10 protein-coding genes and 3 pseudogenes are annotated in these 15,693 nt (G+C 39.1%); 5 read left to right on the top strand and 8 right to left on the bottom strand.

Annotated features, from left to right (window positions below; all coding sequences use genetic code 11):
• Positions 1-369: 369 nt before the first annotated feature.
• The 3 genes from AT575_RS00690 to pflB all read right to left on the bottom strand — a co-directional run bounded on the left by AT575_RS00690 (position 370) and on the right by pflB (position 4,066).
• Entirely contained in the window at positions 370-1,026 is a 657-nt protein-coding gene (locus AT575_RS00690) for a CPBP family intramembrane glutamic endopeptidase (protein ID WP_245871415.1), read from the bottom strand.
• A gap of 216 nt (positions 1,027-1,242) precedes the next feature.
• Entirely contained in the window at positions 1,243-1,680 is a 438-nt protein-coding gene (locus AT575_RS00695) for a GNAT family N-acetyltransferase (RefSeq protein ID WP_102776716.1), read from the bottom strand.
• Positions 1,681-1,738: 58 nt separating this feature from the next.
• Positions 1,739-4,066: a formate C-acetyltransferase gene (gene pflB / locus AT575_RS00700; protein ID WP_102776717.1), complete on the bottom strand. Its 2,328-nt coding sequence runs from the start codon at positions 4,064-4,066 to the stop codon at positions 1,739-1,741.
• Between the two features lie 208 nt (positions 4,067-4,274).
• Here pflB and dinB point away from each other — a divergent pair, with 208 nt between their 5' ends.
• Entirely contained in the window at positions 4,275-5,369 is a 1,095-nt protein-coding gene (dinB, locus tag AT575_RS00705; protein ID WP_102776718.1) for a DNA polymerase IV, read from the top strand.
• 63 nt (positions 5,370-5,432) lie between these two features.
• Here dinB and AT575_RS00710 read toward each other — a convergent pair whose 3' ends face one another.
• The 4 genes from AT575_RS00710 to rnhC form a co-directional block, all read right to left on the bottom strand.
• Positions 5,433-5,918 (bottom strand): hypothetical protein, encoded by a 486-nt coding sequence (locus AT575_RS00710; RefSeq protein WP_102776719.1) that lies wholly within the window; start codon positions 5,916-5,918, stop codon positions 5,433-5,435.
• Between the two features lie 67 nt (positions 5,919-5,985).
• Positions 5,986-8,481, bottom strand: a complete 2,496-nt coding sequence (gene recD2 / locus AT575_RS00715; protein WP_102776720.1) for an SF1B family DNA helicase RecD2 — start codon at positions 8,479-8,481, stop codon at positions 5,986-5,988.
• 53 nt (positions 8,482-8,534) lie between these two features.
• Complete coding sequence (lepB, locus tag AT575_RS00720) at positions 8,535-9,128, bottom strand: signal peptidase I (RefSeq protein WP_102776721.1); 594 nt, start codon at positions 9,126-9,128, stop codon at positions 8,535-8,537.
• Between the two features lie 11 nt (positions 9,129-9,139).
• Positions 9,140-10,042 (bottom strand): ribonuclease HIII, encoded by a 903-nt coding sequence (rnhC, locus tag AT575_RS00725; RefSeq protein WP_102776722.1) that lies wholly within the window; start codon positions 10,040-10,042, stop codon positions 9,140-9,142.
• 117 nt (positions 10,043-10,159) lie between these two features.
• Between rnhC and AT575_RS00730 the strand changes: the two genes are divergently transcribed.
• From AT575_RS00730 to trxA, 4 genes and pseudogenes are all read left to right on the top strand, one after another.
• On the top strand, positions 10,160-10,468 hold the full coding sequence (locus tag AT575_RS00730; RefSeq protein WP_102776723.1) for a cell division protein ZapA: 309 nt from the start codon (positions 10,160-10,162) through the stop codon (positions 10,466-10,468).
• 2 nt (positions 10,469-10,470) lie between these two features.
• Positions 10,471-11,016 carry a CvpA family protein gene (locus AT575_RS00735; protein WP_102776724.1) on the top strand — a complete coding sequence of 182 codons (546 nt, stop codon included), beginning with the start codon at positions 10,471-10,473 and terminating at the stop codon, positions 11,014-11,016.
• Positions 11,017-11,085: 69 nt separating this feature from the next.
• Positions 11,086-13,420 (top strand): annotated as a pseudogene (locus tag AT575_RS00740) (endonuclease MutS2).
• A 108-nt stretch (positions 13,421-13,528) separates the two neighbouring features.
• Positions 13,529-13,842 (top strand): annotated as a pseudogene (gene trxA / locus AT575_RS00745) (thioredoxin).
• A gap of 88 nt (positions 13,843-13,930) precedes the next feature.
• Here trxA and mutY read toward each other — a convergent pair.
• A pseudogene (gene mutY / locus AT575_RS00750) lies at positions 13,931-15,057 on the bottom strand (A/G-specific adenine glycosylase).
• Positions 15,058-15,693: the final 636 nt, after the last annotated feature.

The raw sequence follows: 15,693 nt of genomic DNA on the forward strand, positions 1-15,693 counted from the left end.
ATGAGGTAGCCTTTCTAAAGTGTTTTTAGACAATTCTATTTTATCAAGACTATCGCAACCATGCAAAAAGCAACGGCAAAAACCGTTGCTTTTTTGTTATAGTCGTGTAGACTTTTGTCCCAGACTCATTCTTTTTGTCGTTTTTTATATAATAAAATAAGGTAATTGTTTTTATTTGCTCTAAAGTTGCGAAAAGTCATGATAGCACTATTGATTTATCACTTTTGAGGCTAACCAAAACAACTTTTTCACATTTTCCGAGTCAGTTATTACATCAGTTATTACAATGGTGGAGAATCTTAAAGAAGATTCTTTCAAGAGAAGGAACGTGACCTCAAGTTGAACCATCAATAAGGGTCATATTATATTCTATCGAAAATAAATAATCCAGATTAGAACAAGGAAATTGATGCTCGCATGGATAATAATGGGAATTTGAAGACGATTTGTTTTGTAATATGCAAAAGCAAATATGAAACCAGAAGTGAGATAAAGTAAGGTATCTATTATCTTAGTGGTGTAGTGTAGGCTACTAAAGAGGTAAGCTGATAACAAGATTCCTAGATAAGGATATTTTGGCAGTAAATAACGCATGATTAATCCACGCATCACTAATTCTTCCGTCAGCGGAGCTATGATTACAAACATAGTGATTAATTTTGGCCAACTCATTAGGAGAATACTTTGATTAAGCGTCGCTTGATTTGCGGTCTCGTTAATGCCAATTGACGTGAGAAGAATTGATAGGACTTGTAGACCAAGGCTTAAAAAGAGGGCAAAAGCTAAAACTTTAAGGTGTTTGTTTTGGATTTTTTCCGTGAAAAAGCGTGCTTTGAAGAGATAAAACACAAAAAATAAGAGAAGGCACCAGACCAATTTGACACTAATAGTAATCCATGGTGTCGACATTGAAAATTGGGAAAGAATTTCTGAGCCAGGCTTATACTGTGGGTAAATAATTGGAATAATATCATAAGAAAAGCTATCAAATGCAACCATACTGATATAGAAAAAAATCAGTAACAATACGCTAATATACCATTTAGGTCCGTTGATGTCATCGTCTATCCATGTCTTATTTGGGTGTAAGATTGGTCGTATTTTTTAAGTGATTTCATGGGATTATAACCTCTCATATGTTTATTATTATTTAGTATAGCATTTTTGTATCTGTGTATCAAGATAGTAGTACAATAAGATAGATATTTTGGGCAAAAAAAGAGAACCTTTGAAAAGGCCCCCTTATAATGATTTTTCCATTGTAATATGTTTGATACCTGCTTCTTCGAAGATGTCTCCAACTTCGTCAAAACCTAATTTTTCATAAAAGCTTTGAGCGGATAATTGAGCGTGAAGGATAATTTTTTCAAATCCCTGAATTTGTGCATAATCCATAACATAAGTCATCAGTGTTTGCCCAATTTGATCGCCTCTGAAATCACAGAGAACGGCCATCCGTTGTAAGGTAACAGTAACATGATCCTTACTTGGTAGCAAGCGACAGGTTGCACATGGTCTGCCATCATCATGGTATACCGTGAAATGTAGGCAGTGAGCTTCATCTTTATCAATCTCTATCGATGCGGGTACTCTTTGTTCATTAACAAATACTGTTTGACGAATTTTTACCGCGTCAAGATAGGTTTTTGATAAGGTGTTTCGAGTCTGTTTGATAATCATAAAACTATTTTAACCGAAAAAGAAACAATGTCAATAGACATTGTTCTTTTTCAGAAAATTATTTTCCTGAAATCGCTTCAGCAGCGTCATCCATAGAAAGGACTTCGTGGAAGACACGTTGAGTCAATTCTTGTTTTTGTTCAGGTGTAAGGTATTTAGTGTTTACACAGTATCCTGAGATACGTACGATAACGTCTTCACCAGACATGATTTTTTCATATACATCGTTAAGGTCCATAACGTTCAAGTTAACGTGTTGGCCACCGTTTTCGAAGTAACCATCAAGAACTGTAACTAAGTTATCAACTTGTTCGTCAAAAGTTTTACCTAATGCACGTGGTGATACTTGAGTAGTCAATGAGATACCATCGTTAGCATGTGAGAATTCAAGTTTAGCAAGTGAGTTTAGGTTTTGTAACCATCCACCTTTAGCTTTGTTAGATGGGTTAGCACCTGGTGAGAAGAATTCTACTTCGCTAGTGTTAACTGTTCCATCTTCGTTCAAGAAGACACCACGGTGAACTGGAGAGTTACCAGTTTGTTTAGAGTAAGCAACGTTTGAAGTGATTGTAAGAAGTGATACAGAAGCTTCAGCGTTCTTGTAAAGTTTGTGGCTTGCAAGACGTGTATGGTAAGCTTCCATTAACCATTTAGCGATATCATCTACACGGTCATCATCTTCACCGTAGCGAGGGAAATCACCGATAACTTCGTAGTCATAGATGTAGCCATTTTCGTCACGGATTGTCTTAACTGTTGCGTATTTGATAGCTGATAAGGTATCAACAGTATTTGCGAAACCACAGATACCGAATCCCATGTTTGCACGTTGGTGACTTGGTAAGAAGGCCATTTGAACTGCTTCATAGTTGTATTTATCAGTCATGTAGTGGATGATGTTAAGGGCATCTACATATGTATCTGTCAACCAATCAAGAGATTTTTCAAAGTTAGCCATAACTTCATCGTATTCAAGAATTTCAGAAGTGATTGGTTCAACAACGTTGAATACTTTGTAGTCTCTGTGAACATCGTCGTAACCACCGTTAAGACCAGTAAGAAGAGCTTTAAGGACGTTTACACGAGCACCAAAGTATTGGATGTTATGACGTTGGTTTTCGTTTTCTGGATCAAGCGGTGATACACAACAAGAGATACATGACATTTCGCCATAACCTTCTTTAGCCATTGTTGTAACACCTTCATATTGGATTGAAGAGTGTTTATGACTCATTGACATACAGTAGCGACGGAATGCATATGGTAATTGGTCTGTCCAAAGAACTGTTAAGTTTGGTTCTGGAGAGTTACCGATGTTATCAAGAGTGTTCAAGAAACGGTAATCCATTTTAGTAACACGGTGACGACCGTCGTTACCCATACCAGCCATTGAAGTTGTGATAAATGTTGGGTCACCTGAGTAAAGGGCATCGTAAGCTTTTGTACGACCGAATTTAACAGTACGTAATTTAAGAACGAAGTCGTCAACGAATTCTTGGATTTCTGACTCAGTGAATGTTCCACGAGCAAGGTCACGTTCAGCGAAGATGTCAAGAACGATTGGCACACGTCCAAGAGAAGTTGCAGCACCATTGATAACACGACATACAGCCATGAAAGCAATGTTTACCCATTGGATAGCTTCTTTAACGTTTTCAGCCGGACGACGAACATCAACTCCGTAAAGATCACCAAGTTTAGCAACTTCACCAAGTGCTTGGTATTGAAGGTTGATTTCTTCGCGAAGACGGATTGTTTCTTCGTCAATATCGTTTAAGGCATTCCAGTCATTTACTTTTTCTTGCATCAAGTAGTCAGCACCGTAAAGAGCAAGACGTGCGTATACACCGATGATACGTCCACGTGAATAAGCATCTGGAAGACCAGTTACTGTATGCGCGTGACGAGCACGACGGATGTTTGAAGTGTAAGCACGGAAGATACCATCATTAACGGTAGTCACATATTTAGTGAAGATTTCATGTACCGCTGGGTCTGGTTCGTAGCCATTTTCTTTAAGAGTAGTTTCCGCCATACGGATACCACCTTTTGGCATGAAGTTCAATTTGAACAATTCATCATTTTGAATACCATAGATAAGTTCGTTTTCTTTATCGATGAATCCTGCAGGGATACCAGCGATAGAAGAAGGACGAGTATCAAACGGGAAACGTGTAGCTTCATAGTTAGCTTTAGTTTCTTCAATGATTTTTTTGATTTTCAATGAGCGTTCAGTCGCACCAGCAAGGAATGTTTCATCACCATCATAAGGTGTGTAGTTTGCTTGTACGAAACGAGAAACACTTGCTTTTTCTTTCCAATCAGTTCCTTTAAAGCCTTCCCAAGCTTTTTCGAAAACATCTGTGTTAGTTTTTACAGTTGCCATAATTATCTCCTTAATAATTCTAGTAACAAAGCTATCTGTTACATTAACAACTTCAGTTTAACATAAAGGAAACGTTTTCCCAAGCAAATTTCTTGACAAAATGATTTTTCTTTTATAATACAGTTTGATAAAACAGTAACAAACTGTATCATACCTATTTGCTTGGCTTTCCAAAAGCTTAAAGGTATAATGTTTTCAGGGGGCAACTATGTTAATTTTTCCATTACTCAATGACACATCGCGAAAAATTATTCACATCGATATGGATGCCTTTTTTGCTGCTGTCGAAATCAGAGATAATCCGGAATTAGTTGGAAAACCAGTTGTCATAGCTAAGGATCCCAGAGAAACTGGAGGACGAGGCGTTGTTTCAACCTGTAATTACGAGGCAAGAGCCTTTGGTATCCATTCTGCCATGAGTTCTAAAGAAGCTTATGAACGTTGTCCTCAAGCTATTTTTATTTCTGGCCGCTATACCGTTTATCGGGAAGTCGGTATGGAAATTCGCGAAATTTTCAAGCGTTATACTAATTTGGTTGAACCCATGTCCATTGATGAAGCTTATCTAGACGTTACCGAAAATAAATTGGGCTTGACTTCGGCTGTGAAAATAGCCAAGCTGATTCAGTACGATATCTGGAAGGAATTGCATTTGACCTGTTCAGCAGGGGTCTCCTATAATAAGTTCCTAGCAAAATTAGCCAGTGACTATGAGAAGCCTCACGGATTAACCCTCATTTTACCTGAGGATGCCCAGGCTTTTTTAGAAAAAATGCCTATTGAAAAATTTCATGGAGTTGGCATCAAGTCAGTTGAAAAACTCCATGAAATGGGTGTCTATACAGGAAAAGACTTGTTAGAGATACCCGAAATGACCCTAATTGATCATTTCGGTCGCTTCGGATTTGACCTTTACCGTAAAGCGCGTGGGATAAGTCATTCACCAGTTAAACCCAATCGCATTCGCAAATCAATCGGCAGTGAGAGAACTTATAGTAAACTATTATATAGCGAAGCTGATGTTAAAGCGGAAATTGCCAAAAATGCCCAACGGGTTGCAGACACATTGCTAAAAAATAAGAAAAAGGGTAAGATTGTTGTCCTCAAGGTTCGTTATTCAGATTTTTCCACTCTGACCAAAAGAATTGGTTTAGATGAAGCAACAAATGATTTTGATTTGATTAGCCAAACTGCAAATAGCATTTATGATAGTATTGAGGAATCCGACATGGGCATCCGATTATTAGGTGTAACTGTAACACAATTAGAGGAAAAACAAAGCGAGATTCGTTTAGAATTTTAAAAGGCATGAGTCGACTGACTCATGCCTTTTGTCTTATAAAAATTATATTAATAAAGAAGAGAACTATTCAATTGTTTGATCATCCTCTTGTTCTAAATCTTGGTCTTTATGATTTAAAGTCCTAGCTTTCTGATAAGCAAAGAAATAAAGTGAAAGGAAAAGTAATTGAATAACAGCACCCAGAACGGACGGCGTTGTTAAAAGTGTTGAGATAATGTTAAGAAGTGACAGTGCAAAACCTAAGTAGTAAGGCATATAAGAAACTTCTAGGGCTTTTTTAATTTTTGATTGGTTCATGATCGTTAAAACAATGATAGCAACCATCAAGGCAAGACCAACAGCTGAAATAAAAAGCGAGAATGGCGTCACAGCTTCTTGCATGACAGCCCCTTGTTCAGAACCTAGCTGGTCCATCACTTCTTTATTGTTAACAATTAATAATAAGGATACGAGACCAAAAGCAGATACAATGGTCAAAAGACTATTAAGGACAATAATGACAATATTTAGTGTTTTAAGTGATTGACGCACTTTTTCATATGAAATCATAAGTAACCTCGCTTTGTATGTTTTTAATAATACAATTATAGCACAAAATATTCAAAAAATGATAGGATTATCTCATTTTTTTGAAAAAAATGAGAATATCTTCCTCTGACAAACCAATCATTGGGTCGATAGTCAGTAAATTCTCATTAGTCAAACGAAAACCAGCTTCAGGAACCAGTTCAGTATCAACTATTTCATTTTCGACTTGTGGAAGTCCCTCTTTTTCGCTGGCCTCAACTCTTTTACTTGGAGCTTGCTCACTTGGCTTGACCGACCTCTTTATCTCTTTTTCCTTTTCAAGGAGAATAGCCGAGCTGTCTATCGATTTTTCACCAAGATGAGTGTCTGCTTCACTTCCGTTTGTCAACCCAAAGCGCTGCACCAAATAGGTTTGCCGTTTATCGCCCTCATTTTTGATGGCATAATCAAAGGCACTGTACTCCCCTAACATAATCAACTTACTCTTAGACCGAGTCACAGCTGTATAGATGAGGTTACGTTGAAGGAGACGCCCAGACTGCCGTGTAATAGGGAGAATGACAACCTGGAATTCACTGCCCTGCGATTTATGAATACTCATGGCATAAGCCAAGGTAATCTTAAGCCATTCATTACGGGGGTAGGTCACTTCGCTGCCCTCAAAAGACATGACGATTTCATCTTGTTTGGACTCTGTGTATTTAGCCGGTATCAAATCGGTAATGTAGCCAATATCCCCATTGAAGACATTCAATTGCGCATCATTAACTAGATGTAGAATTTTATCCCCAATCCGAAAATGCGTGTCATTAAAGAGAAATTCTGTTTTCCCGTCCAGAGGGTTGAGCAGTTCTTGCATCAGTTGGTTGAGATTATTAATCCCAGCCTGCCCCTTATACATAGGTGCTAAAATTTGAATCTCATCCTGATCAATACCGCTCTTTATGGCTGCGGCTACAATTTTTGTCACCATTGTAGGAATGTGTTGGGCATAGGCATCGAAGTAGGAGCGATCAGCCTTTTTCTCCTTGAAGTCTGCAGGCAGATAGCCTTGACGCATTTGGTTGGCTAGATCTACAATGGTAGAGTCTTGGGATTGGCGGAAAATTTTGCGAAGCGCAATTTGTGGGACTTGGGGGACTTTGAGCAAGTCGGCAAGGACTTGACCGGGGCCGACTGACGGCAGTTGGTCACTGTCTCCCACAATAATCACTTGGGTTCTAGAAGAAATCGATGAAAGCAACTGATTTGCTAACCAAGTGTCGACCATTGAGAATTCATCAATAATGATCAGTTCGCAGTCTAAGTAGTCCTCAATTGCCTGATAATCATTATCCCCATTCAGGCCTAAATGGCGGTGAATAGTGGCACTTGGAAGTCCAGTCAATTCATTCATCCGGCGAGCCGCCCGACCTGTTGGGGCAGCTAGGATGATAGGTAGGTCTTTTTTGTAGAGGTCGATATCATGGAGACTAGCATAGGCTTGTAAGATACCTTTGATAACGGTTGTTTTACCAGTACCTGGACCCCCTGTTAAGATAAAGACCTTACTTTGTAATGCTTTACGAATGGCTTCTTTTTGGACCTGGTCGTACTGGATATGTAAATCTTTCTCGATTTGCTCAATGCTTTGGCTAATCTGACTCTCTTTTAAGCTCTCTTCTAAAGGCATATCGAGGATGCGGTCAAGATTTTTTTGAATACCTTCCTCCGCCAAGTAAAGGCTACTGTCAAAGATTTTGGTATCAACATTATAGACTTTTTGGTCGTCAATTAACTGTGTTAATTCTTGAGCAACGTCGGCAGGGTCGCATTCGATTTGACGGGCTTCCTCTAGTAGAGTAATGGCAGCTTCTAATAAATCGCGAGCTTCGATGTAGGTATCCCCTTGGCTAATGGATTCTTGCAGGAGACAATGTAGTAGTGCTGCCCGGTAACGTTCCGGAGCGTCACTTTCAATCCCGATTTCTGCTGCTAGATTGTCGGCCAGTTTGAAACCTATTCCCTGGATATCTTCCACCAATTGATAAGGATTACTTTTGACCCGCTCGAGAGCTGCTTCTTTATATGCATCGTAAATTTGAAAGGCGAAGTGATTAGAAATACCCAATTCCACAAGTCCAGCGATAATCAGTTCGGTACCATAATTGAGTTTTAAGGTGTTAACAAAGGCTTCGCGATTAGCTTTTGAGAGGCCAGAAATCGTTTCTAACTGACTAGGGTCATCAAGGATTTTGTCGATGGTATTGTCACCATAAAGGCTTACGATTTTCTCGGCTGTTTTTTTACCAATTCCTTTAAAGTGGTCACTAGCAAAGTATTTAACCAGGCCGGATTTAGTCGGTTTCGCTTTTTGGTAGCGACTCAATTTCAACTGTTGACCGTATTTGTGGTGTTGGGTCAGTTGGCCCCAAAAGGTGTAGTCCTCCCCCTCCATAACATCGGCCATAGTACCGGTCACAATGATTTCAAAGTCATCAAAATCACTGTCAGTATCTTCGACTTCAAGCAAAAGGATTTTAAAAAAGTTGCTGGCATTTTCGAAAATAATCCGATCAATGGTTCCTGAGAAAAAATATTCCATGTGGGAGCCTTTCTAAAGCAGATAATAGAAAACCTGCCAGTGGCAGGATATTTTTAGTTGAATAAATTTACTTGATTTAATGGCCAGTAACGGAATTTCACTTCTCCGATAAAGGCGTCTTTTTTGAAAGTTCCGACTTCGCGACTGTCGCGAGAGACGATTCGGTCATCTCCTAGTAGGAAATATTGGCCTTTAGGGACTTTGACTGTGAATTCTGTTTGACCTGAACTATCAATAGTAAAGGCATTAGCGTTTTTAGCTAACTCTTGAAAGAGAGCATTGTAAGAATAGGTTTTGTTGAGTTTATCCTCTTTAAAGCCGGCTAGGTATTCTTTCAAATAAGGTTCATTTTTCTTTTTACCGTTAACATATAGCGTATCGTTTTTATATGAGATGGTATCCCCTGGCATACCAATCACGCGTTTAACGATTTCTTTAACCTGACCATTTTCTTCTTCTTTTGCGACAACCATATCAAAACGATCAATCTTGGTATGATTTAAGACAATAAGGCGTTCATTGTGGGCAAGAGTTGGATCCATAGAATGGCCATCAACTCTAACAGGTTGCCAAAAGAATAAACGTGAGATGCCAAAGACTAAGATGAAGAGGGTGAAGAGACCCCATTCTTTGATTAGGTTTTTCATAATACTCCTTTTTATTTATGACTCAAATTGATTGCTTTTTGAGTATTCGCGAAATGTAATTTGGCACTATATTCTAAAGCCTTCATGCCGTAGGCTTTTAGTAGTTGACTAGCAACCTTATCAGAAGCCTGACCTGCTCCACTAGGTAATTTGTAGCCTAATTCTTGACTGAGAAGATCGAGATTTTCTAAGAAGAGATTGCGAGCAATGATGGAAGAAACAGCAACCGCCAAAAATTGTCCTTCGGCTTTTTCAATCAAAGTTACTGGATTCTGAAAATGATTCTTTTCCTTTTTCAAGTGCTTTTGATAATTTCCAGAAGTCGTAAAGGCATCAATAATAATTTTCTCTGCTTTCACGCTCTCTTTTAACAAGAGGAAAATAGCCTGATTATGTAGTGCAACTTTCACCGAAACAGCGTTATAAGGCTTGTCAGGACCAACCATTTGATTATATTTTTGGGGTGATAATAATAATGCTTTATGTTTTATTTTTTCCATTAAGATTGGAGCTATCAACCTTATTTTAGCGTCATTAAGCGTTTTGGAATCATCCACACCCAATTCTTTCAAAAAAGCATGGTCTTTTGGTTCAACAAAAGATGCGACAACAGCAAGACCGCCAAAGTAAGAACCATTACCAACTTCATCACTTCCGATTAGAGCCAGATTTTGATTCTTAGAGGTCTTTTCTGGACTTGGTAGGTCTATTTTCAATCCCAGCTCTTGAGCCAGCTCTTGAGCCTGATTTCCTTGTAAGACAAGTTTTCCAGAACTGTATAAGAGGCAGGTGACTGACTTATACTTAGCAGCTAGGGTAACATACTGACTAGGATTGCTGATTTGATAGGCTTTTAACTGCTGACTGACCTTTTTAATGTCCTTATCTTGCAGTTTAACAACAATAGTTTCCATAGCAAATATTTTATCATAAAAAAGAGGTCAATGCGAAATCAAATACTACTTTCTTTCAAATGTTGTTATTTTACGAATGGCTGAAAATGCGGTATAATGCTAAAAAGAGGTGTACCTATGAATAGTAATAATCGTTTTAAATTTACCTTTGGTGAAAAAAATTTAACCTTAACAACTGACAAAGATAATCTCTTTATGGAAGAAGTTGAGCATGTAGCAAAAGAAAAATATAATGCCATCAAGGCTCGATTGCCAGAGGCAGATAATGAAACCATCGCTATTTTGATGGCCATCAATTCATTATCAACACAATTAAGTCGTGAAATCGAAGTTGAAAAATTAGAAAAAGAAATCAGTGAATTACGACAAAAAACAGTGGTTGGGATTCAAGAAAAGGCTAATCTTTCTGGAATGAATGAGGAATAATTATGGTTTCCTTACTCATTTTCCTGATTCTTCTCTGGCTCTTTTATATCGGTTATAGTAGAGGTATTCTTTTACAGTCCTTTTATTTTATTGGTGCGCTAGTTTCGCTGTTTGTAGCCAAAAATCACTATCAAAGCTTGGCCCAGAAAATCGCCCTTTGGGTACCCTATTCCAATCCCGTTGAAGGCACTAAAATGGCTTTCTTCAAAGATGTCAATGTCTTTGATTTAGGAAAAGTTTATTACGCCGGGATTGCCTTTCTTGCAATTTTTTTAGTGGTCTACGGTATAATTCGCTTGATTGGGGTCTTTATTCATTTCTTTCCAACCGATTATTTTACAGATATCAAATTTCAAATCATTAGTGGAGTATTAGCTGTCCTTGTAGGAATGATGGTCTTGGGCATGATTTTTTCGGTTCTGGCGACAATCCCAATGTCAGTTGTCCAAGAGCAATTATCTCACCATTTCCTAGTAAAACTACTGGTAGCCCACTGCCCACCAATGACATCCTTGATTCACTATCTGTGGATTGACCAAGTTATCTAAGATCAGAAGGTGCATTTCTGGTCTTTTTTCATAGAACCAGAAACATCTATTTGAGGTATAATAATAAACATGAATAATAGAATTTTAGAGCAACTCGAGTTTGCCAAGGTTAAGGAACAATTCCAGCCTTACTTGCAAACCGCTCAAGCCAAAATGGAGTTGCAACAATTAGAACCTAGTCAACAAAAAGAGAAGATTCAAGACTATTTCAGTGAAATTGATGAAATGGCAGCTATCTTTGTTGAAAATCACCACTTCAGTATTGGTGGATTAAATGACTTAACAGAGAGCATTCGCCGCTTAGAATTAGAAGCTGACCTTAGTATACAAGAACTACTTGATATCAAGAGACTTTTAATGATTTCTGCTGAAGTCAGTCGTTTCTATCAAAATTTGGAAAATGTTGAATTATCTGTTTTAAAGCGTCTTTTTGAAAAAATAGAAACTTTTCCCCAGCTCCAAGGTTCCTTGCAAGCCATCAATGATGGCGGATTTTTGGAAAGCTTCGCTAGCCCAGAATTAAAAAAAAATTCGCCGCAAAATGACGGATAGTGAAAACCAAGTGCGTCAGCTCTTACAAGATATCCTAAAAAAACAAAGTGACTATCTGTCAGAGTCCTTAATTGCTAGCCGGAATGGCCGCAGTGTCCTACCCGTTAAAAATACTTATCGGAATAAGGTGGCTGGTGTAGTTCACGATATCTCGGCATCAGGTAATACCGTCTATATTGAACCAAGAGCCTTGGTTCAACTCAACGAAGAAATCACTCAATTACAAGCTGACGAACGTCATGAAATCAGCCGTATTCTTAAAGCACTTTCAGATATGTTACGCCCCCATAGTCGGGTTATGGCAAATAATGCTTGGTTGATTGGGCATTTGGATTTTGTCAAAGCCAAATACCAATACATGATAGACTATCAGGCTAGTCTGCCGAAAATTTCTTCCGATAAGTCGCTTCAATTATTGAATGTTCGACATCCGCTTATCAAGGATCCTGTGGCCAACGACTTGCATTTTGCGCGTCAGCTAACGGTCATTGTCATAACTGGACCAAACACGGGTGGGAAAACAATCATGTTGAAAACCTTGGGATTAGCCCAAATCATGGGACAATCAGGCCTACCAATCTTAGCTGATCCAGGCTCAACCATTGCCGTCTTCAATCACATTTTTGCGGATATCGGTGATGAGCAATCGATCGAGCAGAGCCTATCAACCTTCTCAAGTCATATGACCCACATCGTGGAAATCTTGGATCAGGCGGACCAAGACAGTTTAGTCCTTTTTGATGAATTGGGTGCCGGTACCGACCCACAAGAGGGTGCCAGCTTAGCCATGGCTATTTTGGAGCAACTGCGCCTGACTGAAATCAAAACCATGGCAACCACCCACTATCCTGAGCTTAAGGCCTACGGAATTGAGACTGATTATGTCGAAAATGCCAGTATGGAGTTCGACAGTCAGAGCCTAAAACCGACCTACCGCTTCATGCAAGGAGTTCCTGGCCGCTCCAATGCCTTTGAAATTGCCCGTCGTCTAGGTTTGTCTGATACTATTGTTAATGAAGCCGAGCAGATGACAGGTGGTGATAGTGACGTCAATCGGATTATTGAAGAACTAGAGCGACAGACGCTTCAAAGTCGGCGCCGCCTTGATCACATCAAAGAAGTCGAGCAAGAAAATCTTAAATTTAATCGTGCTGTCAAAAAACTTTACAATGAATTTAGCATGGCCAAGGACAAGGAAATTGCTAAAGCCAGTCAAGAAGCCCAAGAAATTATTGATTTGGCTCTTGCAGAAAGCGAATCAATCCTAGCCAAACTGCATGATAAGGCAGCCATTAAGCCTCATGAAATTATTGAAGCTAAGAGCCAACTCAAGAAATTAGTTCCAGCCACTGACTTATCTAAAAATAAAGTGCTTAAAAAAGCTAAGAAATTACGGGCGCCACAAGTTGGTGATGATATTATTGTGACGGCTTATGGTCAAAGGGGGACCTTGGTCAATCAGGTTAAGGGCAATAAGTGGGAAGCTCAAGTTGGGCTAATCAAAATGACCTTGCAAGAAGACGAATTCCAATTGGTTAAAGTCAAAGATGAAGAAGCAAAACCTAAGAAACAAAGTATGAGTGTGGTTAAGAGATCCTCTAATTCTGGTCCACGTGCCAGACTTGATTTGCGTGGTAAACGTTATGAAGAAGCCATGCAGGAATTGGATGCCTTTATTGACCAGGCCTTAGTCAACAACATGAGTCAAGTTGATATTATTCATGGTATCGGCACCGGTGTCATCCGTGAAGCCGTTACCAAATATTTACGTCGCAACAAGCATGTTAAGAGTTTTGGCTATGCTCCTCAAAATGCTGGCGGGTCTGGATGTACCATTGCCAATCTAGGTTAATTGACGGATACCTATCGGGGTTTACCTTTTTCCGTAGCAGATGTTTGCTTTATCCAAACATTTGCCCTAAAATAAACTTATGATTTAGAAAAGAAACGGAGAAAAAATATGACACAAATCGTTACAGATGCAACTTTTGCTGAAGAAACTAAAGAAGGATTAGTGCTAGTAGACTTTTGGGCAACATGGTGTGGTCCATGTTTAATGCAAGCACCGATTTTAGAACAACTTTCTCAAGAAATGGATGAAGATGAATTAAAAATTCTTAAAATGGATGTTGATGAAAATCCAAACACTGCGCGTGAATTTGGTATCATGTCAATCCCAACTCTTCTCTTCAAAAAAGACGGACAAGTTGTTAAACAAGTGCTGGTGTTCACACTAAAGACCAAATCAAAGCTATCATTGCTGAATTAGCATAAGAATAGAAGCTCCTTTCGAGGAGCTTCTATTTTTTTCTGTTACTATCTTACTATCATATATAAGTCTTTTTACAACTGACATTTGGCTCTAGTTTTTCCCTTTAGCAAGGATGTAAGTTTCCAACATTTTTTTCTGTGGTGTTGCCATTGGGTAGTCGGACATTTCTTCTAAGCTAACCCAGGCCAATTGGCGTCCCTGGCTTTCTCCTTGTGAAAGAAGTTGGCCCTCTGCTATGGAAATGGTCCATTTCTGGTGGCTAAAGGTGTGTTTGACCAAAGGAAATTGGGTCTGTGACCATTTAATCTCAAGGTCATAATCAGCCTCAAAAGCAGCTTTTTTGGAGACCTGTTCCATGACCTCATCTTCTCTGTTCTCAAAAAGGTCCAGTTGCTGGCTGACTAAGTTGGTCTCCATGATTGGAAAAGACCAGAACCCCCCTAAAAGACGACCTTGATTATTTTTCTCAATCAAAAACTGACCAGCCTCATTGGTCACAATCAAAGCCTGAATTTTGATTGGACGCGGTTTTTTCTTAGGCTCTTTAATGGGATACTTGTCATAGGTCCCGTGGAGATAGGCTGCGCAGAAGAAGCGAATTGGTGATTGATCGGGTTTGGGATTCTTAGCTGACTCGATATCGGTGCCCAAATCATGAGTGCTTGGTTGAAGTCACCAGGACGGGAAGGGTCAATTAAGGCTTCCATGATGGCCTGAAAAATCTTACGATTTTTGGGGTCGCCGATGTCGTAGTCTACTTCAAAGAGTCTGGCCATGACCCGCATGACATTACCATCAACGGCTGGTTGCGGTAAGTTAAAAGCAATACTAGCAATTGCACCTGCGGTGTAAGGGCCGATACCCTTTAATTTGGCGATGTCTTCATAGTCTGATGGGAATTTCCCATCATAGTCAGCCATGATTTGTTGCGCAGCCTTCTGCATATTTCGTACGCGGGAGTAGTAGCCTAATCCCTCCCAAGCCTTGAGCAAAGGCTCCTCGTCAGCAACTGCTAATTCCCCAACAGTCGGAAAAAGCTTGAGGAATCGCTCGTAATAAGGAATAACGGTTTGGACTTGAGTTTGCTGAAGCATGATTTCGGAAACCCAGATGAAGTAGGGGTTCTTTGTTCGGCGCCAAGGCAAATCGCGTTTTTCTTGGTCATACCAGGCTAGAAGGGTCCGGCGAAAATCAGCGATTTTGTCACTTGGCCACATCTCAATGCCATAATTCTTTTAAATTTAACATGGTCTTATTGTATCAAAGATTTTGGACTTTTTAAAAAAGAATAAAACCCAATAGGAAAAAATTGGTAAAAAAAACAAAATTTCGTTTGAACAAAAGCAAAGCRCTTACATTATAATAAAAGTGTAAAGAAGGATGACATATGACACAGATTTATAGGAGGTATTCTTATGATGAAACTACATGTCGCACGGTACAAAAACGGAGACTAAGTAGATCCAACAACGGTAGGCAAAACCAATTTTACAACAATACAATGTGATCACACTGTAAACTTATTAGTCAATGCGTTATTTGGCCAAAGGAGCGCTCTGTACAGTATAAGTTTTATGAAAAGTCTCCACTATTTAAAAGGGAGATGATAATCCATTTATTCAATAAAGGATTTTTTGGGAAAGGGACCTTGGTCATTTGCCAAGCTATTCCCCATTCCTAGTCGTTATTGTCACTCAGGTTAAAAGATTCTTGAAATTATTGTCGTTATTGTCACTCAGGTTAAAAGAATTAATGAAAAATTTTTATTGTTATTGTCGCACAGGGATTGAGTTTTTTCTTGATATAGGAGGATCTTATGAACGTTGCAAGATACAAAAATGGAGACACTTTAG

Source organism: Streptococcus penaeicida, from assembly GCF_002887775.1.
Classification (GTDB): domain Bacteria; phylum Bacillota; class Bacilli; order Lactobacillales; family Streptococcaceae; genus Streptococcus; species Streptococcus penaeicida.